Annotated in this window: 14 protein-coding genes; 8 read left to right on the top strand and 6 right to left on the bottom strand. The window is 64.2% G+C overall.

The features are described from left to right. Positions 1 to 19 precede the first annotated feature (19 nt). The 3 genes from trmA to AC0J42_RS26865 form a co-directional block, all read right to left on the bottom strand. Positions 20 to 1,105, bottom strand: a complete 1,086-nt coding sequence (trmA, locus tag AC0J42_RS26875) for a tRNA (uridine(54)-C5)-methyltransferase TrmA (RefSeq protein WP_473004544.1) — start codon at positions 1,103 to 1,105, stop codon at positions 20 to 22. Further along, a complete protein-coding gene (locus AC0J42_RS26870; protein ID WP_416426998.1) occupies positions 1,102 to 2,397 on the bottom strand; it encodes an NCS2 family permease in 1,296 nt (431 codons plus the stop codon). Before AC0J42_RS26870 ends, trmA begins: the two co-directional genes overlap by 4 nt. Before the next feature lie 226 nt (positions 2,398 to 2,623). Next, entirely contained in the window at positions 2,624 to 3,856 is a 1,233-nt protein-coding gene (locus AC0J42_RS26865) for an MFS transporter (RefSeq protein ID WP_473004543.1), read from the bottom strand. A 392-nt stretch (positions 3,857 to 4,248) separates the two neighbouring features. Here AC0J42_RS26865 and AC0J42_RS26860 point away from each other — a divergent pair, with 392 nt between their 5' ends. The 3 genes from AC0J42_RS26860 to AC0J42_RS26850 all read left to right on the top strand — a co-directional run bounded on the left by AC0J42_RS26860 (position 4,249) and on the right by AC0J42_RS26850 (position 6,965). Further along, positions 4,249 to 5,688: a cytochrome ubiquinol oxidase subunit I gene (locus tag AC0J42_RS26860; RefSeq protein ID WP_416426996.1), complete on the top strand. Its 1,440-nt coding sequence runs from the start codon at positions 4,249 to 4,251 to the stop codon at positions 5,686 to 5,688. Between the two features lie 3 nt (positions 5,689 to 5,691). Beyond that, positions 5,692 to 6,699: a cytochrome d ubiquinol oxidase subunit II gene (cydB, locus tag AC0J42_RS26855; protein ID WP_416426995.1), complete on the top strand. Its 1,008-nt coding sequence runs from the start codon at positions 5,692 to 5,694 to the stop codon at positions 6,697 to 6,699. Positions 6,700 to 6,803: 104 nt separating this feature from the next. After that, positions 6,804 to 6,965 (top strand): DUF2474 domain-containing protein, encoded by a 162-nt coding sequence (locus AC0J42_RS26850; protein WP_416426994.1) that lies wholly within the window; start codon positions 6,804 to 6,806, stop codon positions 6,963 to 6,965. A gap of 107 nt (positions 6,966 to 7,072) precedes the next feature. Here AC0J42_RS26850 and AC0J42_RS26845 read toward each other — a convergent pair whose 3' ends face one another. Both AC0J42_RS26845 and AC0J42_RS26840 read right to left on the bottom strand, forming a co-directional pair. After that, positions 7,073 to 8,197, bottom strand: a complete 1,125-nt coding sequence (locus tag AC0J42_RS26845; protein ID WP_473004542.1) for a methyltransferase — start codon at positions 8,195 to 8,197, stop codon at positions 7,073 to 7,075. Between the two features lie 135 nt (positions 8,198 to 8,332). After that, complete coding sequence (locus AC0J42_RS26840; RefSeq protein ID WP_473004541.1) at positions 8,333 to 9,034, bottom strand: autoinducer binding domain-containing protein; 702 nt, start codon at positions 9,032 to 9,034, stop codon at positions 8,333 to 8,335. A 207-nt stretch (positions 9,035 to 9,241) separates the two neighbouring features. Between AC0J42_RS26840 and AC0J42_RS26835 the strand changes: the two genes are divergently transcribed. Next, on the top strand, positions 9,242 to 10,018 hold the full coding sequence (locus tag AC0J42_RS26835) for a ferredoxin--NADP reductase (RefSeq protein ID WP_473004540.1): 777 nt from the start codon (positions 9,242 to 9,244) through the stop codon (positions 10,016 to 10,018). 48 nt (positions 10,019 to 10,066) lie between these two features. Here the strand turns inward: AC0J42_RS26835 and mscL are convergent, their stop codons facing one another. Further along, on the bottom strand, positions 10,067 to 10,480 hold the full coding sequence (gene mscL, locus AC0J42_RS26830; protein ID WP_416426990.1) for a large-conductance mechanosensitive channel protein MscL: 414 nt from the start codon (positions 10,478 to 10,480) through the stop codon (positions 10,067 to 10,069). 165 nt (positions 10,481 to 10,645) lie between these two features. Here mscL and radA point away from each other — a divergent pair, with 165 nt between their 5' ends. The 4 genes from radA to AC0J42_RS26810 all read left to right on the top strand — a co-directional run bounded on the left by radA (position 10,646) and on the right by AC0J42_RS26810 (position 22,380). Then, positions 10,646 to 12,013 carry a DNA repair protein RadA gene (gene radA, locus AC0J42_RS26825; protein WP_473004539.1) on the top strand — a complete coding sequence of 456 codons (1,368 nt, stop codon included), beginning with the start codon at positions 10,646 to 10,648 and terminating at the stop codon, positions 12,011 to 12,013. A 324-nt stretch (positions 12,014 to 12,337) separates the two neighbouring features. Further along, complete coding sequence (locus AC0J42_RS26820) at positions 12,338 to 14,050, top strand: ShlB/FhaC/HecB family hemolysin secretion/activation protein (RefSeq protein ID WP_473004538.1); 1,713 nt, start codon at positions 12,338 to 12,340, stop codon at positions 14,048 to 14,050. 24 nt (positions 14,051 to 14,074) lie between these two features. Beyond that, entirely contained in the window at positions 14,075 to 21,901 is a 7,827-nt protein-coding gene (locus tag AC0J42_RS26815) for a two-partner secretion domain-containing protein (RefSeq protein WP_473004537.1), read from the top strand. Further along, entirely contained in the window at positions 21,898 to 22,380 is a 483-nt protein-coding gene (locus tag AC0J42_RS26810; RefSeq protein WP_473004536.1) for a pentapeptide repeat-containing protein, read from the top strand. Before AC0J42_RS26815 ends, AC0J42_RS26810 begins: the two co-directional genes overlap by 4 nt. Positions 22,381 to 22,800: the final 420 nt, after the last annotated feature.

Below are 22,800 nucleotides of genomic sequence, written 5' to 3'. Positions count from 1 at the left end.
AGGCCGCGTCATTTCTGGCTCAACGACGAACCAGCAACACACCCGATTCCATGTGGTGGGTATACGGGAACTGGTCGAACAGCGCGCAACGCTCGATACGGTGGGTATCGTGCAACTGGGCGATGTTGGCGGCCAGGGTCTCCGGGTTGCAGGAGATGTACAGGATGTTGTCGAAACGACGGGTCAGCTCGCAGGTGTCCGGGTCCATGCCGGCACGCGGCGGGTCGACGAACACACTGCCGAACTGGTAGCTCTTCAGGTCCACGCCCTGCAGGCGACGGAACGGCCGCACCTCGTTCAGCGCCTCGGTCAGCTCCTCGGCGCTCAGGCGCACCAGGGTGACGTTGTCCACGGCGTTGTTGGCCAGGTTGTTCAGCGCGGCGTTCACCGAGGTCTTGCTGATCTCGGTGGCCAGCACCTTGCGCACCCGCGTGGCCAGGGGCAGGGTGAAGTTGCCGTTGCCGCAGTACAGTTCCAGCAGGTCGTCGTCGCGCTGGCCCAGGGCCTCATAGGCCCAGGTCAGCATCTTCTGGTTCACCGTGCCGTTGGGCTGGGTGAACGCGCCTTCAGGCTGCTGGTAACTGAACACGCGGCCAGCCACGTCCAGTTTTTCCACGGCGAAGTCGCGGCCAATGACCACGCGCTTGCCCTTGGAACGGCCGATCAGGCTGATGCCCAGGTCGGCGGCCAGTTGCTCGGCGGCCACGTGCCAGTGCTCGTCCAGCGGGCGGTGGTAGCACAGGGTAACCATGGCGTCGCCGGCCAAGGTGGTGAGGAACTCCACCTGGAACAGCTTGTTGCTCAGGGCGTCGTTGGCCTGCCAGGCAGCTTTGAGCTTGGGCATCAGTTCGTTGATGCGCAGGCTGGCGATCGGGAACTCCTCGATGAGGATGGCCGTGTGCTTCTCACCCGGGGCGAACATGGCGTAGTGGCGCTGGCCGTCCTGGCGCCACAGGCGGAACTCGGCGCGCAGGCGGTAATGCTCGCGCGGCGAGTCGAATACCGCAGGTTCCGGGGCATCGAACGGCGCCAGCAGCTCGCGCAGGCGCGCGGTTTTCTCGTCCAGTTGGCGGCTGTAGTCCGCCGGGTTCACTACCGTGCTCATGCGTTGAACCAGCCCAGCTTGATGACGAACAGGATCGACAGAATGATCAGCGCCGGGTTCAGGTCACGGGTGCGGCCCGACAGCAGCTTGATCAGTGTCCACGAAATGAAGCCGAAGGCAATGCCGTTGGCGATCGAGTAGGTGAACGGCATGGCCAGGGCGGTGACTACCACCGGGGCGGCTTCGGTGATGTCGTCCCAGTTGATTTCCGCCAGGCCCGACATCATCAGCACGGCCACGAACAGCAGGGCAGGGGCGGTGGCGAAGGCGGGCACGCTGCCGGCCAGCGGGGCGAAGAACAGCGCCAGGATGAACAGCAGGGCCACGACGATGGCGGTCAGGCCAGTACGGCCGCCGGCGCTCACGCCGGCCGCCGACTCGATGTAGCTGGTGGTGGTGGAGGTGCCCAGCAGGGAACCGGCCATGGCCGCGGTGCTGTCGGCGATCAGCGCACGGCCCATTTTCGGCATGTGGCCGTCCTTGCCCATCAGGCCGGCGCGCTTGGCCACGCCGATCAGGGTGCCGGAGTTGTCGAACAGGTCAACGAACAGGAAGGCGAAGATCACGCTCACCAGGCCCACGTTCAGCGCGCCCTTGATGTCCAGCTGCAGGAAGGTCGGGGCCAGCGATGGCGGCATGGAGGTGACGCCGCCGAACGGGCTGAAGCCCATCAGGATCGAGACGATGGTCACTGCCAGGATGCCGATCAGCACGGCGCCGCGCACTTTCAGGGCTTCCAGGGCCACGATCAGCACGAAGCCCAGGGTGGCCAGGATCGGTGCAGGCTGCTTCAGGTCGCCCAGGCCAACCAGGGTGGCCGGGTTGCCGACCACGATACCGGCGTTGTGCAGGGCGATCAGCGCCAGGAACAGGCCGATGCCCGCGGCAATGGCCGAGCGCAGCGGCAGCGGGATGCTGTTGACGATCCATTCGCGGATGCGAAAGATCGACAGCAGGAAGAACAGCACGGCCGAGATGAACACCGAGCCCAGCGCGGTCTGCCAGGTGTAACCCATGTGCAGCACCACGGTGTAGGTGAAGAAGGCGTTCAGGCCCATGCCCGGTGCCAGGGCAATCGGGTAGTTGGCGATCAGGCCCATCACGGTCGAGCCGATGGCGGCGGCCAGGCAGGTGGCGACGAACACCGCGCCCTTGTCCATGCCGGTCTCGCCGAGGATGCTCGGGTTGACGAACAGGATGTAGGCCATGGCCAGGAACGTGGTGATGCCCGCCAGTATCTCGGTACGCACGTTGGTGTTGTGTGCTTTTAGTTGAAACAGCCTTTCCAGCATGCCTGATCCCCGTGGCGCGCCCCGGCGCCGTGAATGAATTGACCCCTCAAGCAAAGCACAAGCTCGCCGAGGGGCCGAAAAAAGCCGCGCATCATACCAGCATGGCTGGCTGGCGGTGAATGCGTGTGTCGCTTTAACCCCGCGTGATGTGGGAGCTGGCTTGCCAGCGAGCTTTTCGGGCCTCCACAGCTCGCTGGCAAGCCAGCTCCCACAGTAAGCGAGATGGTTACAGGGGTTTCTCGCGGTTCAGCATGTGATCGCGCTTGGCCAGGGTCGGGAACAGCTTGATCCAGGTGCCGGTCACCACCAGCGTGCCCACGCCGCCCAGCACCACTGCCGGCACCGTGCCGAACCAGTGCGCCGTCAGGCCCGATTCGAACTCGCCCAGCTGGTTCGAGGCACCGATGAACAGGCCGTTCACGGCGCTGACCCGGCCGCGCATCTCGTCCGGCGTCTCCAATTGCACGAATGCGCCGCGGATCACCATGCTGATCATGTCTGCCGCGCCCAGCACCGCCAGGGTCGCCAGGCTGAACCAGAACGAGGTGGACAAGCCGAAGGCGATGGTCGCCACGCCAAATACCCCGACGCCGGCGAACATGGTGCGGCCCACCTTGCGCTCGATGGGGAAGCGCGACAGCCAGAACGACATCAGCAGCGCCCCCACCGCTGGCGCCGAGCGCAGCAGGCCCAGGCCCCAGGGGCCGGTCAGCAGGATGTCGCGGGCGAACACCGGCAGCAGCGCGGTGGCGCCGCCCAGCAGCACCGCGAACAGGTCCAGGGAAATGGCACCGAGAATGTCCGGGCGGCTGCGAATGAAGTTGATCCCGGCCAGCAGCGACTGCAGCGTGGCCTTGCCCTTGTTCAGCGGGGTCTGGCGCGCCGGCAGGCTGAGCATCAGCGACAGCGCCAGCACATAGAGCACCACGGTAGGGCCGTACACCCACACGCTGCCGAACGCATATAGAAAGCCGCCCAGCGCCGGCGCGACGATGGTGGCGGTCTGCATGGCCGAGGCCGAGGCCGCTACCGCGCGGGGGAACAACTCGGTGGGCACGATATTGGGCAGCAGCGCCTGGGTGGTGGGCATCTCGAACGCCCGGGCGCTGCCCAGCAGGAAGGCCAGCACGAAGATCATGTCGCGGCTGACGCTGTCGGTGCTGCTGCCGATCACCAGGGCCAGGGCCACCAGCGCCTGCCCCGTCTGGCAGATGGCAGCTACCTTGCGTCGGTCATAGCGGTCGGCCACATGCCCGGTGTGCAGCATGAACAGCACCCGCGGGGTGAATTCCACCAGCCCCACCAGGCCCAGGTCGAGCACGCTGCCGGTCAGCTGGTAGAGGTGCCAGCCAATGGCCACTGTGAGCATCTGGAAGCCACTGGCGGTGCACACCCGCGCCAGCCAGAAAGCCATGAAAGGACGGTGATGACGCAGCAGCAGTACAGCGGAACTGGACATGGGGCAGGGCAACCTCGCGGGCGGGAGGCGCGAGATTATCACTAGTTTGTAACTGCAGGTTACGTAAATGGCATTCGTTGCCATTCGCCGCAATCCTCTCGCGCGATCCCCGAAATTGGCCGAACCCCCTGCTTTAGAAGGGTGAGGCAACGTGCCGCGTGACAATAGACCACGCAGTTAACTGCGCGGATTGGGTCTACTCTTTTAGGGATCATTGATCCTGGTCAATACACGTTGCAGCCGCGTTGTGTTGAGGCCATTGGTCACTGCCACACTTGAATACTCAGAACACATTTCGCGCGCCGCACTCATTAACCGTGAGGGCTGTCGGTGCGAGTTGACGGGGGCGTCCCCCGACGCACGCAGATGATTCATCTGATAGAGGAAACCATATGTTCGGCTTAGAGGCTCTAGATCTCGCCCGAATGCAGTTCGCGTTTACGGTCTCGTTCCACATCCTGTTCCCCGCCATCACCATCGGCCTGGCCAGTTTCCTGGCCGTGCTCGAAGGCCTGTGGCTCAAGACCAAGGATGACACCTATCGCGATCTGTACCATTTCTGGTCGAAAATTTTCGCCGTCAACTTCGGCATGGGCGTGGTCTCGGGCCTGGTCATGGCCTACGAGTTCGGCACCAACTGGAGTCGCTTCTCGGACTTCGCCGGCGCCGTCAACGGGCCGCTGCTGACCTATGAAGTGCTGACCGCGTTCTTCCTGGAAGCCGGTTTCCTCGGCGTCATGCTGTTCGGCTGGAACCGTGTGGGCCGTGGCCTGCACTACTTCTCCACCGTCATGGTGGCCGTGGGCACGCTGATCTCCACCTTCTGGATCCTGGCTTCCAACAGCTGGATGCAGACCCCGCAGGGCTACGAGATCGTCGACGGTCGCGTGATTCCGGTGGACTGGCTGGCGGTGATCTTCAATCCCTCGTTCCCGTTCCGCCTGGCGCACATGGCTATCGCCGCGTTCGTCGCCACAGCGTTCTTCGTCGGCGCCTCGGCGGCCTGGCACCTGCTGCGTGGCCGCGACAACCCGGCCATCCGCAAGATGTTCTCCATGGCCATGTGGATGGCGCTGATCGTCGCGCCTATCCAGGCCTTCGTCGGTGACGCCCACGGCCTGAACACCCTGGAGCACCAGCCGGCCAAGATCGCCGCCATCGAGGGCCACTGGGAAAACGTCGGCAACGAGCCGACCCCGCTGATCCTGTTCGGCATCCCGGACATGAAGGAAGAGAAGACCAAGTACGCCATCGAAGTGCCGTACCTGGGCAGCCTGATCCTGACCCACAGCCTGGACAAGCAGATCCCGGCGCTGAAGTCGTTCCCGCCTGAAGACCGCCCGAACTCGCTGATCGTGTTCTGGTCGTTCCGCATCATGGCCGGCCTGGGCATGCTGATGATCGCCGTGGGCCTGTGGAGTGCCTGGCTGCGCTGGCGCGGTGGCCTGTACACCAACCGCCTGTTCCTGACCCTGGCCATGTGCATGGGCCCATCGGGCCTGATCGCCCTGCTGGCGGGCTGGTTCACCACTGAAATCGGCCGTCAGCCGTGGGTCGTGTATGGCCTGCTGCGCACCGCCGATGCAGTGTCCAACCACAGCGTGACGCAGATGAGCATCACCCTGGTGCTGTTCGTGGTGGTGTACTTCTCGCTGTTCGGCACCGGCTTCGGCTACATGATGCGCCTGGTGCGCAAGGGTCCGAAAACCCACGAAGGCGCAGAAGCTACCCATGGTGGCCCTGGTCAAACGCGTACGCCTGCACGTCCTCTCTCCGCCGCCCACGAAGGCAGCGAAGAAGGCCACGCCGACAGCCTGAACAAGGGGAACTGAGTCATGGGTATCGATCTTCCACTGATCTGGGCCGTGATCATTATCTTCGGCGTCATGATGTACGTGATCATGGACGGCTTCGACCTGGGTATCGGGATTCTCTTCCCGTTCCTCAAGGGCGAGTCCGATCGTGACGTAATGATGAACACCGTCGCCCCCGTGTGGGACGGCAACGAAACCTGGCTGGTACTGGGCGGCGCGGCACTGTTCGGCGCCTTCCCGCTGGCCTACTCGGTGGTGCTGGAAGCGCTGTACATGCCGCTGATCCTGATGCTCATCGGCCTGATCTTCCGTGGCGTGGCGTTCGAGTTCCGCTTCAAGGCCCGCGCCAACAAGCGTCACATCTGGGACAAGGCGTTCATCGGCGGTTCGCTGCTGGCCACCTTTGCCCAGGGCGTGGCCCTGGGTGCCTACATCGATGGCATCCCGGTGGTCAACCGTGCCTACGCCGGCGGCGGCCTGGACTGGCTGACGCCGTTCACCGTGTTCTGCGGCCTGGCGCTGATCGTGGCCTACGCCCTGCTGGGTTGCACCTGGCTGATCATGAAGACCGAAGGCAGCCTGCAGGAGGCCATGCACAAGCTGGCCAAGCCGCTGACCCTGGGCTTGCTGGTGGTGACTGGTATCGTCAGCATCTGGACGCCGCTGACCCATGCCGACATCGCCACCCGCTGGTTCAGCATGCCTAACCTGCTGTGGTTCATGCCGGTGCCGCTGCTGGTGCTGCTGTCGGTGTACGCGCTGCTGAAGTCGGTGTCGCAACGCGCCCACTACATGCCGTTCATCATGACCCTGATCCTGATCTTCCTCGGCTACAGCGGCCTGGGTATCAGCCTGTGGCCGAACATCATCCCGCCGGCCGTGTCGATCTGGGACGCAGCGTCGCCGCCGCAAAGCCAGGGCTTCATCCTGGTGGGCACGCTGTTCATCATCCCGTTCATCCTGGTTTACACCTTCTGGAGCTACTACGTGTTCCGCGGCAAGGTGAAACCTGAGGATGGCTACCACTGACAGAACCCTGTAGCAGCGGCCCCAGGCCGCGTCCAACGCCCCCAACGCGGGGAACCGGACGCAGCCTGCGGCAGCTGCTACGGACGTACACAGGAGAGCATGCGATGAACAGCAAGGAACATGAACCCGACCCGGCTGCCAACAGCCCCTGGTGGAAACGCGTGGGCTGGCTGCTGGTGATCTGGGCCGGAAGTATCGTGGCCCTGGGCATCGTCGCTGAACTGCTGCGCATGTTCATGACTGCGGCGGGCATGAAGTCCCACTGAAATACCGTCTCATCCCACCGCTGTTTTGCACAGGCAGCGGTTTTCAAACCCTCTTCGGAGGGTTTTTTTTTGTGTATGTGGAAGCTGGCAAGCCAGCTCCCACACGGTCACTTGCGGGCTTTCAGAATCACGAACTTGGGCGTGGCTGCCACCTGCTCGACGCCGCGGAACAGCCGCGCCAGCTTGCTGTGGTAGCCCAGGTGGCGGTTGCCGACGATGTACAGCGCGCCGCCCACCACCAACGCCTCGCGCGCCTGCTGGAACATGCGCCAGGCCAGGAAATCGCCCACCACCTGGGCCTGGTGGAACGGCGGGTTGCACAGCACCACGTCCAGGGACTGCGGCGCCTGGCCGGCCAGGCCGTCGCCGGCGCGCACGGTCACTTCGCGCTCACCCAGGGCGGCCTGCCAGTTCTCGGCGGCCGACTGCACGGCCATGTACGACTCATCCACCAGGGTGTAGTGCGCCTGCGGGTTCTGCAGGGCGCTGACGATGCCCAGCACGCCATTGCCGCAGCCCAGGTCGGCGACCTGGGCGCTGCCTAGCCCAGTAGGCAGGTGGGGCAGGAAGGCGCGGGTGCCGATGTCCAGGCCCTCGCGGCAGAACACGTTGGCATGGTTCAGCAACTCCAGCGCCGGCTGGTCCAGGCGATAGCGGCTCGGGTAGGGCGAGGTGAACGGGCCGCGTGCCTCGGCGGTGGCGATCAGCAGCCGGGCCTTTTTCACTGCCAGCGATGCGCTGACCGGGCCGATGTACTGGTCCAGCAGGTCGCCGGCCGCCCGCGGCAGGTGCTTGACCATGGCGGCGGCCACCACCTGGGCGCCGGGCGCCAGGTGGCCCTGCAGGCGAATCAACTGCTCTTCCAGCAGCGCCAGGGTCTTGGGCACGCGAATCAGCACGCGGTCGAACAGGCCGTCCCAGCGCTGGCTGGCGGGCAGCACGCCGATGGCGTCGAAGGGCCGACCGTTGCGCACCAGGTTCTTTTCCAGCGCCTGGCTGCCCAGGAACGAGTCACCGCTGCTGACCAGTTCGAACTGGCCTTGCAGGCTGATGGCCAGGGCGCCAAAGCTGTCGCTGAGCACCAGCACCCGGGTGCTGGCAGGCAACTGCTGCTCGGCCAGGTGGTTGAGCAGGTATTCGTCGGCGGCGTCGAACGCCTGCAGCGGTTCGTTGGGCTGGTCGGGCTGGCGGATCAGGTCGAGCTGGGCGAAGGGCGTGGTCAACACGGGCATGGGGCAGAGACTCGGGGTGGGCAGCTGTAGATTTACGCAAGTCTCGGCGGTACCAAACTCGCAGCAGGGAGGCACCATGGGGTGCTCCGGGTCGTGAATTCTACGTCCATTTGCAGAATTATGCAGGCGTGGGGCTCACAGCAGGCCAGCTTGGGCAGCGTGAACCACGGCAGAGAGCTTGTTGCCCATGCCCATTTTCTTTACGGCCGTGCTGATATGAAAGTTCACCGTGCGCTCGGAAAGGCTGAGAATGGCGGCGATATCGCCGGCGGTCTTGCCCTCGGCCGACCAGCGCAGTATCTCCAGCTCGCGGCCGGACAGCTGGCCGTGGGTGTCCCCGTCCGCGCTGGCCTGCCGGGCGCCCAGGCGCTGGTGCAGCAGGTTGCCCAGCCACAGGCACTGGCCCACCTTCGCGCAGAATTCGTCGGCGCTCACCGGCAGGTGCTGGCGGGCCAGGGTCAACATGCTGACGTGGTGGTCGCTGTCGTGGATGGCCAGGCTCAGGCCATGGCGAATGCCGTGGCTCCAGGCGTCCTGGCGGAACTCGGGGGTGCTGCGGAACAAGCCGTCAGTCCACAGCAACGGCACCACCGAGTGCCGGCAATGCCTGACGCTGGGGTCGGTAGCGCCATAGCCCTGCTGCCGATAACGCTGGCGCCATGCGGCTGGCATATTGTTCAGGGCCATGCGGTGCGGCATGACCTGGCCGGGGCCGGTGACGAAGGTTGCATAGTCGAAGCCCAGGTCGCGGGCCAGGTCCAAAGCGCTCTCTACTATATCCTTGCGTTCGGCCATGCCTTGCAGGTGATGCAGTTGCGCTTCATGCCACATTTTCATGACGACACTCCAGTTGAGCTGCCCGATATGGATCCAAGTACTGCCCCGTCGCTTCATTCTAGGTGATTAATGCTTTGATACGAGTTAATTACGTCGATAAAATGTAGTTATCGTCTGGCTAATGCATGAAAAAGTCATTACAACTTGCGGGTGTTCCTGGTTGCCGCTTTGCTGGACACTAGGAGCACTGTTCCCACGGAGACCGTCATGACCGCCAGCGCCGAGAATTTCACCCGCCAGACGCTGCTCGAGGTACAGCCGCTGACCCCCAGCCTGTTCACCCTGAGGACCACCCGCGACCCCGGCTTTCGTTTCCGCGCCGGGCAGTTCGCCCGCCTGGGGGTGACCAAGCCTGACGGCAGCGTGGCGTGGCGTGCCTATTCGATGGTGTCCTCGCCCCATGACGAGTTCCTGGAGTTCTTTTCCATCGTGGTGCCGGGAGGGGAGTTCACCAGCGAGCTGAGCCGCCTGCGCGAGGGCGACACGCTGCTGGTGGACCGCCAGGCGTTCGGTTACCTGACCCCGGACCGCTTCATCGACGGCCGCGACCTGTGGTTGCTGGCCACGGGCACGGGGGTGGCGCCGTTCCTGTCGATCCTGCAGGACTTCGAAGTGTGGGAGAAATTCGAGCGCATCATCCTGGTCTACAGCGCCCGCGAAGGCCGCGAGCTGGCGTACCAGCCGCTGATCGCCGAGCTGACCGGGCGTGAGTACCTGGCGGAATACGCGCACAAGTTCCAGTACATTCCCATCGTCACCCGCGAGCAGTACCCGGGCGCGCTGGGCGGGCGCATCACCACGCTGATCGACAATGGCGAGCTGGAAGCGACGGCCGGCTGTGCGCTGGCGCCGGAGCATTCACGGGTGATGATCTGCGGCAACCCGCAGATGATCGACGACACCCGCGCGGTGCTCAAGGCCCGCGACATGCGCCTGACCCTGACCCGCAAGCCAGGGCAGATAGCGGTAGAGAACTATTGGTGATAGCGGGGCGCGCGGTCACGCACCCCGTAGCAGCTGCCGCAGGCTGCGTCACGGCCGCGCATTCTGCTCCTTGAGCAAATCACGAATCTCACCCAACAGCAGCTCTTCCTTGGTCGGGGTAGGCGGCAGGGTAGGGGCGGCGGCTTCTTCGCGCTTGAGCTTGTTGATGGCCTTGACGCCCATGAAGATGGCGAACGCCACGATCAGGAAGTCGATGATGGTCTGGATGAACTTGCCGTAGGCCAGCACCACGGCCGGCGCCGTGCCCTGGGCTTCCCTGAGGGTCACCGCCAGGTCGCTGAAATCGACGCCGCCAATCAACAGCCCCAGCGGCGGCATGACCACGTCACCCACGAACGACGAGACGATCTTGCCGAACGCTGCGCCAATGATGATACCCACGGCCATGTCGACCACGTTGCCTTTGACCGCGAAGGCCTTGAACTCAGCTAGTACGCCCATGCTTTTGATATCCCTTGTTACAGATGAATGGTTGCAGGCAGTGTAAGACAGCGAAGCGCGCCGTGCTCGTTACCTGGTAACAATGACCCGGCTTCTCCCTATTAGTTTTACCGAATCCGGCCAGGATCGGTATGATGACTGTTTTTATATACAGGGGTATTCCTCATGGCCAAGGCCAAGCGCTTGTACGGCTGCACCGAGTGCGGCGCCACCTTCCCGAAATGGGCCGGCCAGTGCGGCGAGTGCGGCGCCTGGAACACCCTGACCGAAACCATGATCGAGGCTGGCGCTGCCGCGCCCCCCAGCGGCCGCACCGGCTGGGCGGGCCAGCAGGCGCAGATCAAGACCCTGGCCGAGGTCAGCGTCGAGGAAATTCCACGCTTCACCACCGCCTCCACCGAGCTCGACCGCGTGCTGGGCGGCGGCCTGGTGGACGGCTCGGTGGTGCTGATTGGCGGTGACCCGGGCATCGGCAAGTCCACCATCCTGCTGCAGACCCTGTGCAACATCGCCGCGCGCATGCCGGCGCTGTACGTCACCGGCGAGGAATCGCAACAGCAGGTGGCCATGCGCGCGCGCCGCCTGGGCCTGCCCCAGGACAAGCTGCGGGTCATGACCGAGACCTGCATCGAGACCATCATCGCCACCGCCCGGGTCGAGCAGCCCAAGGTGATGGTCATCGACTCCATCCAGACCATCTTCACCGAGGCCCTGCAGTCCGCCCCCGGCGGCGTCTCCCAGGTGCGCGAGAGCGCCGCCTTGCTGGTGCGCTACGCCAAGCAGAGCGGCACCGCCATCTTCCTGGTGGGCCACGTCACCAAGGAAGGCGCCCTGGCCGGCCCGCGCGTGCTGGAGCACATGGTCGATACCGTGCTGTATTTCGAAGGCGAGTCCGACGGCCGCCTGCGCCTGCTGCGCGCGGTGAAGAACCGCTTCGGCGCGGTGAACGAACTGGGCGTGTTCGGCATGACCGACAAGGGCCTGAAAGAGGTGTCCAACCCCTCGGCCATCTTCCTCACCCGCGCCCAGGAGGAAGTGCCGGGCAGCGTGGTCATGGCCACCTGGGAAGGCACCCGGCCGATGCTGGTGGAGGTGCAGGCGCTGGTGGACGACAGCCACCTGGCCAACCCGCGCCGCGTGACCCTGGGCCTGGACCAGAACCGCCTGTCGATGCTGCTGGCGGTGCTGCACCGCCACGGCGGCATTCCCACCCACGACCAGGACGTGTTCCTCAACGTGGTGGGCGGCGTGAAGGTGCTGGAAACCGCTTCCGACCTGGCGCTGCTGGCGGCCATCATGTCCAGCCTGCGCAACCGGCCGCTGCCGCATGATCTGCTGGTGTTCGGCGAGGTGGGCCTGTCCGGCGAGGTGCGCCCGGTGCCCAGCGGCCAGGAACGCCTCAAGGAAGCCGCCAAGCACGGCTTCAAGCGCGCCATCGTGCCCAAGGGCAACGCGCCGAAGGAAGCGCCGGCCGGCCTGCAGGTCATTGGCGTGACCCGCCTGGAGCAGGCCCTCGACGCCCTCTTCGAATAACCCCGTTCCCGTAGCAGCGGCCGCCAGGCCGCGTCCGCTTTTTTCCAGGTGAGCCGCGTGGGGGGCGGACGCAGCCTGGCGGCAGCTGCTACGGGTTGACCGTTTGTCGGTTTTCGCATTCCGACATTGCGGGGTAATGCCGGTAAATCATCTGTGCTGGTTTTTACCTGTTTATCTGTATTTTATCGACAATAGCCACTCAATCGGCACCATAGCTGCCAATGTTTTGAATTGTTCGAAATTGTATCGTGAATTTGACCTCGGGAGGCGCTCCCCCTAGTATCGCCGCTCTTTCGCGCCCCTGACGTTTCAAGGATCGATTCAATGTCTGCTCCCAGACCACGGAAAACGGCCTGGCTGTTGCTGTTTGCCAGCCTTTTCTGCGCCCCCGCCGCTGTTGTCGCTGCCCCCGCGCCCCAAGGCGACCAGGACCTGATCCGCGAACGCCAGAACCGCCTGCTACAAGACCAGCAGCGGCGCCTTGAAGACCTGAAGAACCTCCCCGGCCAGTCGATCCCCGAAGCCGCCCCCGCAGTCCCGGCTGACACCCGCTGTTTCACCATCCGCCACATCGAGCTCAAGGGCGCCGACCACCTGAGTGCCACTGAGCGCGAACCCTTGCTGGCGCCGTTCCTTGGCCAGTGCCTGGGCGTGGCGCAACTCAACGAAGTGCTCAAGGCCATCACCGACCACTACCTGGCGCGTGGCCTGGTGACCAGCCGTGCCTACCTGCCGCCCCAGGACCTGGGCAGCGGCACGCTGGTGGTGCAAGTGGTGGAAGGGCGCCTGGAACGCCTCAAGGGTGGGGCGGGCAGCGGCATCAGCGAGCGCGAACTGGCCATGAGCTTTCCGGGGCGCGCCGGGCAGGTGCTCAACTTGCGCGAGATCGAACAACTGGTGGATCAGCTCAACCGTCTGCCGTCCAACCAGGCGCGCATGGAGCTCAGCCCCGGCCAGGCCGTGGGTGGCAGCGAGGTGACGGTCACCAACACACCGCAAAAACCCTGGCGCGCTTCCCTGGGCCGCAGCAACGACGGCCAGCGCAGCACCGGCGAGCAACAGTGGAACACGGGGCTTGAGTGGGACAGCCCGCTGGGCCTGGCCGACGAATTGATGCTGCGCGCCGGCCACGATGCCGTCAGCGACTCGGGCCACAGTTCCCACAACGAATTGCTCAATTACAACCTGCCGTGGGGCTGGTGGACCTTCAACTACAGCTATAGCCAGAGTGCCTACCGCTCCAGGGTCACGCCGCAGGGCTACGGCAGCTTCCTGCAAAGCGGCGACAGCAGCAGCCACCAACTGCGCGCCGAGCGTGTCATCCACCGTGATGCCCTGAGCAAGACCGCGGTCAACGTCGGTCTCACGCGGCTGGCCACCCGCAACTACAACGACGGCGCCTACCTGAGCGGCAGCAGCAACACCCTCACCGAGCTCAGCTACGGCATCAACCACGGCCGCCGGCTGGGCAATGCCTTCGTCAACCTCGACCTGGCCACCCAGAAGGGCATCGGCGCCCTGGGCGCCCAAGGTGACCCGGGCAACGGTGGGCCCTCCGCGCGTTACCGCAAGTACACCGCCACCGCCAGCTACCTGCTGCCCTTCCAACTGCTGGGTGAAAGTTTCACCTTCAGCAGCCTCGCCACCGGCCAGCACAGCAACGACCCCCTGTTCGGCAACCAGCGCATCAGCGTCGGCGGCCTGTCCTCGGTGCGCGGCTTCAAGGACCAATACCTGATGGGCGACAGCGGCGGCTACTGGCGCAACGAAGTGCGCTGGAGCCGCCCCGTGGCCTGGGACCGCCTGCGCCCGGCACTCACCGAATACGGCCTGGCCCTGGCCTACGACCAGGGCGTGATCAGCCGCGACCACACCGACACCGACCAGCACGGACGGCTGAGCGGCAACGCCGTGGAACTGTTTGCCCGCGGCCGCTACCTGGGCGCCAGCGTCACCTTCGCCCACTCGCTGGAACGCCCCGGCGCCGTCGCCGACCGCGAGACGCCGATCTACTTCAGCCTGAACCTTTTTCTCTAATTTTTGCTGCAACGAGTACCCGACATGGACGCCCGTCATCTTGCCTTCCTGGCCCGCCAACCTTCGGCCGCCCTGCAGCCCCGCGAACGCTTCTGGGGCCTGCCCAAGCGCGCCTTGGCGTTCCTGCTGGCCAACGTCATGTTCTGGCAGCCGCTGTGGGCCCAGGCCGAGGGCATCGTGGTCAGCGGCGCGGGCACCACGGTGGGGGCGGCGGGCAACGGCGTGCCGGTGGTCAACATCGCCGCGCCCAACGCCAGCGGCCTGTCGCACAACCAGTTCCAGGACTACAACGTCGGCAGTCAGGGCGTCATCCTCAACAACGCCACTGGCCGCACCCAGGCCACCCAGCTGGGCGGCATTATCCTGGGCAACGGCAACCTCAACGGCCAGGCCGCCAGCACTATCCTCAACGAGGTCACCGGCAACAACCGCAGCCAGCTCAAGGGCTACACGGAAGTGGCCGGGCAGGCCGCGCGGGTCATCGTCGCCAATCCCTACGGCGTCACGTGCAACGGCTGCGGCTTCATCAACACTCCACGGGCCACCCTCACCACCGGCAAGCCGGTGCTCGACGGCAGCGGCCGCCTGGACCGCTTCCAGGTCGATGGCGGCGACATCAGCATCGAAGGCGCCGGCCTCGACGCCAGCAACGTCGACCAGTTCGAGCTGATCACCCGCTCCACCCAGCTCAACGCCAAGCTGTACGCCAGGAACCTGGCCGTGGTCACCGGCCGCAACGACGTCAACGCCGACACCCTGCAGGCCACCCCGCGCGCCGATGATGCCTCGGACAAACCGGCATTGGCGATCGACAGCAGCGCACTGGGCGGCATGTACGTGGGGGCAGTGAAGCTGGTGGGCACCGAGAAGGGCGTGGGTGTGCGCCTGGCCGGCGACCTGGCAGCCAGCGCCGGCGACGTGCAGATCGACGCCAACGGCAAGCTGACCCTGGCCAACGTCAGCGCCAACGGTGCGGTGGTGGCCAAGGCCACCGCCATCGACGCCCAGGGCCCGGTGTACGCCGGCACCCGCGTTGACCTGCGCAGCGCCGGTGCAATCGACAACCGCACCAGCCTGACCGCACGTGACAGCATCACCCTCAGTGCCGACGGCAAACTGACCAACAGCGGCGTGATCGAGGCCGGCGTCAACGCCGACAACACCCGCAACAGCCAGGGCGACGTGACTCTGCACGCCGCCGAGCTCAGCAACAGCGCCAGCGTGATCGCCAGCCGCACCCTCGACGCCCGCGGCACCAAGAGCCTGCGCAACGACGGCGGGGTAATCCAGGGCCGCGACGTCAGCCTGCACAGCGCCCAGGTCACCAACAACGGCAGCACTGCGCGCCTGCGCGGGGCAAACAGCCTCAATCTCAACACCCCGGCACTCGCCAACCTGGGCGGCCTGATTCGCTTCGGCGCCGGGCAGAATGTCGACCTCAGCCTCACCAGCCTGGATAACCGCGCCGGCCGCCTGGAGGTGGTGGGCGGGCAGTTCAAGGTAGTGGCCAGCACCTTCGACAACCGCGGCGGCAGCCTGCTGGCCGACCGCCTTGACCTCGGCGTCGGGCAACTGGACAACCGCAACGGTATCGTCTCGGCCAGCGCGGGCGCCGCCAAGGTGCAAGCCAGCACACTGCTCGACAACCAGGGCGGGCGCATCGAGGCCAGCACAAGCCTGGACGCAAGCGCCGGCACCGTCGATAACCGCGCTGGCACCCTCAGCGGTGGCGACGTCAGCGTGGCGGCCGACAGCCTCGACAACAGCGCCGGCGGCCAGATTATCGCCACCGCTGGCAGCCTCGACCTGCGCCTGGCTCAGCGCTTCGACAACCAGGCCGGCCGCGCCCTGGCCAAGACCCTGTTCAGCCTGCAGGCCAGCGCGGTGGACAACCGCCACGGCAAGCTGCAAGGCCAGGCCCTGGTGCTCGACAACGCGGCGGCCGGGTTCGACAACCGTGCTGGCAGCCTGCTGTTCGATACCCTCGACCTCACCGCCAGCCACCTCGACAACCGCGACGCCGGCCTGGTCGCCGCCGGTCTCGGCGGCGCCCGCCTGGCCCTGGGCAGCCTCGCCAACGGCGGCGGGCGCCTCCAGAGCGACGCCGCCCTGCACATCAGCGCGCCGACGCTCGACAACCATGCCGGTGTCATCAGCGGCAAGGCCGTGACCCTCGTCGCCAACCAGCTGGACAACAGCGCCAAGGGCGCCGTGCTGGGCAACGGCGGCGCCGTGCGCCTGACCATCAACGGTGTGCTCGACAACGCCACTGGCGTCATCGACGCCGCCGACCAGGCCCTGTGGCTGCAAGGCTTCAACCAGCTGGACAACCGCAACGGCAGCCTCAGCGGCAACCGTGTGGAGGTCAGCGGCAGCCAGCTCGACAACCGCCAGGGCGGGCAGATCCTGGCCGGTGCCGATGGCCTGCTGATTACCGCCACCAGCGTTCTCAATCAGCAGGGCCTGCTGCGCGCCCAGGGCGGCGCCCTGACCCTTGCCTTGGGCGACGGCACCCTGCAGAACCAGGGCGGCAGCGTGCTGGCCGACACCCTGGATATCACTGCCGGCAGCCTCGACAACAGCGCCGACGACAGCCGCGCCGGCATGCTCTCCAGCCTGGCCGGCAAGCTCAAACTGGCAGTTGCCCAGCTCACCAACCGCGCCGGCAAGGTGTTCGCCAGTGGCGACCTCAGCCTCGATGGCCGGCGCCTGGACAACGGCGCCGATGGCGAGATCAGCGGCGCCACCGTCGCCCTCAAGCTCGCCGACCAACTCAACAACCAGGGCCTGATCGAGTCTGCCGGCGGCCTGGACATTACTGTGGGTGACCTCAACAACAGCGGCCGCCTGCGGGCCCTGGGTGGCGCGCAAAGCCGCTTCGCCCTCGGCGGCGCGCTGGTCAACAGCGGCACCCTGCAACTCTACAGCCAGGCCTTCAGCCTGCAGGCCGCCAGCCTCGACGGCAGCCAAGGCAGCATCACCGGCACCGGCAGCGCCGACTGGCAGCTGGGCAGCATTCGCAGCGTCGGCCGCGCGCAGTTCGACGGCGCACTCAGCGTGACCAGCGGCGGCGCCCTGGCCCTGCTGGCCGGCGACCGCCTGGCCACGTCCGTCCAGTTGACCCTCAACGTCGCCAGCCTGGACAACGCCGGCGAACTGGCCAGCGACCTGGACCTGGCCATGGGCCTGATCGGCGACCTGGTCAACCGCGGGCGCATTTCCAGCCAGGGCCACCTGCGGGCCAGCGCCCAAGCGTTCACGCAACTGGGCGGGCGCCTGGCCAGCGCCGGCGACACCACCCTGACGTTGAGCGGCGACCTCACCAACGACGGGCGCCTGATCGCCAGCCGCAACCTGAGCATCAGCGCCGCCAACATCACCAACAACGGCACCCTGGGCGCCAATGGCACGCTCAGCCTCAAGGCCCTGGGCGCCATCAGCAACAGCGCCGACACCCTGCTGTTCAGCGCCGGCGACATGACCCTGCGCAGCGACCGCTTCAGCAACACCTACGGCGAACTCTACAGCCAGGGCGCGCTGAGCTTCGCCGGCTACGACGGCGGCCGCGCCAGCACCTTCAGCAACCTCTCGGGCAGCGTCGAAAGCCTGGGCGCCATGGATCTCAATGCCGTCAGCATCGAGAACGCCAAGGCCCAGTTCGAACTGGCCAAGGCCGTCACCAGCGGCAGCCTGGAATGGCGATGCGGCCAGCACTGCGGCGGCCACGATTCCTTCAAGCGCGGCGCCATCATCATCACCAAGACCCTCGATGAGAGCGTACTGCTGGATTCGCCCATGGCCCGCCTGGTGGCTGGCCAGGGCATGACCCTCAACGCCAGCGACGTGCAGAACCGCTACAGCCTGATGGCCGCCAACGGCAACCTCACCATCAACGCCGACAGCCTCCTCAACCAGGGCGCCTCGTCGCGCAGCGGCAGCCAGGTCATCGTCATCAGCACCCCGGCGCGCATCGGCACCGGCTACTGGGACCAGATGGAATTCATCGACGTGCCGGCGTTCAACGCCGCCGTCGCCGCCGGCAACTTCGACCTGGCCCGCTTCAACGAACTGATCGCCCGTTCCAGCGACAGCCGCTTCCGGCAGGACAGCGACGTCACCACCTGGAACCCCGACGCCAGCCACAACTACACCAGCACCCTGCAGGCGGGCGGCAGCGTGGCGCTGAACGTCACCACGCAGATCCAGAACGGCACCTTGCTGGAGCAGACCCAGGCGCAGCTCACCGGCCACCTGGACAGCGAGGCCACCCAGCGGGTCGGTGCCGTCGAAATCCAGCTCAGCCCCGAGCACAGCAGCGCCACGCCGCTGCAAGCCAAGGACGTGCAGCGCGTGGAGCGCATTGACGCCGACGGTACCGTGCGCGTCAGCTACATTCCGGTGGACTTCACCGGCGTGCCGTTCGCCGCCGTCGACCCTACTGCCTCCAGCAGCTTCCGCCTGCCCCAGGGCCAGTACGGCCTGTTCGTGCCCAGCCAGAATCCGCACAGCCAGTACCTGATCGAGACCAACCCCAATCTTACCGACCCGAGCAAGTTCATGAGCTCGGACTACCTGCTGGGCCAGATCGGCTACAGCAGCGACGAAGCCGCCCGCCGCCTGGGCGACGGCCGCTACGAGACCCGCCTGATCAGCGACGCCGTGGTGGCCCGCACCGGCCAGCGCTTCCTGGCCGCCAGCCTCACCAGCGACTACGAGCAGTACCGCTACCTGATGGACAACGCCCTGGCCAGCAAGGCCGCGCTCAACCTCAGCGTGGGCGTGGGCCTGAGCGCCCAGCAGGTCGCGGCCCTGACCCACGACATCGTGTGGATGGAAAACCGCGTCATCGACGGCCAGAGCGTACTGGTGCCGGTGCTGTACCTGGCCCAGGCCGACAGCCGCAACGTCAACGGCGGCGCGCTGGTCCAGGGTCGTGACCTGAAGCTGATGGCAGGCAATGACCTGATCAACGTGGGCACCCTGAGTGCCAGCAACGACCTCAGTGCGAGCGCAGGCGGGAGTGTCTACAACGGCGGGGTTGCCGAGGCCAATGAGCGCTTGAGCCTGTTGGCGCAGGACAGTATTCGCAATGCGCTGGCGGGGGATATTCGTGGCCAGCAGGTGGACCTGGTCACGCTCAAGGGCGACATCGTCAATGACCGTACGGCGATTGCGGTGCGTGATGGGGCGGGGATGCGGACCGTTACGGATGAGGGGGGGCGGATAACGGCGGGGGACAATTTAACCGCCCAGTCCGGCCAAGACTTCACCAACCACGGCAGCGTCAAGGCGGGCGCCAATGTTGATATCACCGCTGCGCGTGACATCAACATCGTTGCCAAGCAAGACGTCAGCGAGAAACACGAATTCCACAACGGCGGACACAACTCCAGTGTCACCACCGACGTCAAGAACCTTGCCGCTACCGTCACTGCCGGCGGCGACGTCAACTTCCGCGCCGGCCAGGACGGCAACTTCATCGCCAGCGACGTCAAGGCCGGCAATGACATCAACGTTGCGGTGGAGCGAGATTTCAACGTGGCCTCCGCAGGCGACGTCCACAACGTGGAAAGCCGCAGCAAAGACGGCAAAAAACGCATCAAGGAAGAAAACGACACCACCACCCAGCGCGCTTCCACCTTCACCGCGGGCAACAACTTCACCAGCGAAGCCCAGCGCGACACTACCCTGGTCGCCAGCAAAATCACCGCCGGCAACGAGGCCTACCTGTACAGCGGCGAGCAGACCAACCTGCTGGCCGCCCAGGACAGCACCCACACCCTCTACGACATGAAGGAAAACGGCGGCTGGGGCGCCAAGAAAATGCAGCGTGACGAGGTCACGCAGCAGACCAACGTGGGCACCGAGATCAAGACCGGGGGCGACCTGACCATCGAGAGTGGCGGGGATCAGCGCTATCAGGTGGCGAAGCTTGAGAGCGGGAAAGACATCACGCTGGTGAGTGGTGGGGCGGTTACGTTTGAGGGGGTGAAGGATCTGCATGATGAGAGCCATACCAAGAGCAAGAGCGACTTGTCGTGGTTCAGTGCGAAGGGTAAGGGCAATACCGATGAGACCTTGCGGCAGAGTGAGTTGGTGGCGCAGGGGCAGCTCATCATCAAGGCGGCGAATGGCATACGGGTCGACATCAGGGAGGTCAATCAGCAGTCCGTAAGCCAGACCATCGATGCCATGGTCAAGGCAGACCCTCAACTGGCCTGGATGAAACAGGCAGAAGCCCGGGGAGACATTGACTGGCGCCAGGTCAAGGAAATCCACGAAAGCTTCAAGTATGAAAACCACGGACTAGGCGCGGGCGCGCAAATCGCCATGGCGATCATGTTGACGTTCGTCATGGGGCCGGCTGGTTTTGGCTTCGGCACGATGGGCACGGCTGCGGGCGTGAGTTTCGCCTCGACGGGCATCAATAGTGCCATCAGCAATGACGGCGACTTGGGTGCCGTGTTGAAGGACACCCTAAGTGCAAGCAGCCTCAAGAATGCAGCTATTGCCACGCTTACAGCTGGGGCGCTTGAGTACGCCGATACCAATTGGTTCACCAGCTCGGCCCAAGGCGGTACCGCAGCAGCGGGTGCTAGCGGCGTCCAGGGCGTCGCGCCTACCACCAGCTCTACCTTGGCAGTTACTAACTCATCCAAGGATATCCTGCGGTGGAGCTCAGCTGTTGATACCACTACGCGTGCTGTTGGGCGAGCGGCAATCAGTAGCGGGATCTCGACGGCGATCGATGGTGGAAGCTTCGGCAAGAATTTCGGATCCGCGCTAGCGGGTGAGGCCGGCAACGTGGCTATGGCCACGGGCTTCAACTTCGTTGGCGACTACGCCAAGTTCCCTAATGGCAGCATCGAGAAGATTGCGGCGCACGCAATCATGGGTGGGCTGCTGGCGGAAGCCACGGGGAGCGATTTCAAAACGGGAGCAGTTGCTGCTGGATTGAATGAAGCGCTGATCAATCAAATGGCTGCGGTCGCTGGGGATAACCGGGATCTTCAGTTGATGCTTTCGCAGTTGACTGGGTTGGTTGCGGCGGCGGCGGTGGATGGGGATCTGAACACTGGGGCTCAACTCGCGCAGAAGGCGACAACGTTCAATTATCTGTATCACGAGGAAGTGGAACAGATGTTGGCGGAGATTGATGCCCAAAGCACCGAGGAGGGTAAGCGGGCGGTTAGAGAGCGCTATGCCTCGATCGACATACAGCGAAACGAAGAGTTGTCATCCTTGTGCCAACGCTCACTTTCAGAATGCGTCAACATATCGCAGCGCTTGGTGGCGGAAGATGCGAAGCTTTTAGCGCTGACCGCGGACCTGCGGAGCAAGGATGAAGCGGGCGCAGCAGCAGTTGTTGGTCATATAGCGAACAGTAATTTAGAAGCCGGTCAAACTATTGCGTCTGCGAAAGCGGTCGCGGAGCGTGGGTCCTTAGGGCAGTTAGAGAACCTTGCTGCACAAGTGGTCCAAGGCACAACATTATCTGGCCGTGCTGGAGGTGCTACAGTAAAACGCTCTGCTTTGGTTTCAAAGGGAGCGGATGTTACCCCTGAGATTATTCAACAAGCTCTCAAAGGGGACAAAACGATGAGTGCTCAAGGCGGGGTTTCTTTACCTGCTATTCAGCGGTATGTGGATAGGTTGTTAAGTGGGGAAACTGCACCGGCTATTAAAGTGGATGGACAAGTGATTGTAGATGGTAATCATCGTTATATCGCAGCAAAGGTACTTGGGCTAGAACCAGATAAAGTGCCTGGAGCACTCTCGCCTAGCAAAGCGGATAGGACGCGTCCTATCGGTGAGATAAATATCGACCCGTTTGATTGGGGTAACAAATGATTATTATAGAGCGTGAGGGGCGGGCCAGTATCGAATTGGCCTGTGAGTCTATGAGGAATGCCGATTTTACAAGCCTTGATCTGCATAGGGCCATTCTTGAAGGGGTGGATGCGGGTTATGCAAATTTCTCTAAGGCAGACTTGCGAAATGCGGCCTTCGATCGGGCTGAGTTGGTGGGAGCTGATTTTCAAGGAGCAGCGCTTATGAACTCAAGTTTTAGGCACTCAAAGCTGAAAAATTGCAATTTTTTGGGGGCGATCGCAGTATTCGCAGACTTTTCAGAAAGTGATCTTGCACTCGCCAATTTGTCCGGGGCTGATGTCGCAGGGGCAAACTTTGAGTTTGCAAATCTTTGTGGTGCTGACTTGGGATTTTCTAGATGGGAGGGTGCAATGTTTCAAGGTGCTTTGTTTGACGATAAAACAATATGGCCTTCGGCTTTGAGTCCGCTATCGCAAGGCGCACTAAAAATAGGTTGAGGATAGTGGTGGGTTGTCTATTTTAAGAAATTATTGAGGGGTGATGATGAGTTTGGTGGTTTTCTGACTTCTATGGGTGAATTTTTATCTGCTATTTGTGTGCGGGCAAGTGTTTTAAACCAACGGTGGAGTGAGTGTGCAACATTCAAACGCAAACTTCCGCCACTCGAATTTTTGCCGAAGGGAAATGGGTCAAGAAATGAGTGCTTGCCACAAGGTATATATTATTGATTTTAAGAATTCCCCAAGAGCTAGCCCCATTAACCACCGCGGCGCTTCGAGCGGGAGAGTTGAAAGAGCTTAGGGGTTATCCGTCTTAATGTGGGGTTGTTGGTGGATCCGGGTGAAGGTGAGCGTCTAGATGACCAGTGGGAACAGTGTAGAGATGTCCTGGAGAGTATTCTGGGAGGAAAAATTGAG

This window comes from Pseudomonas sp. Tav-5-1A, from assembly GCF_055755055.1.
Note: the sequence above shows the minus strand (reverse complement) of the source record. Positions and strands in the feature narration are given on the sequence as shown.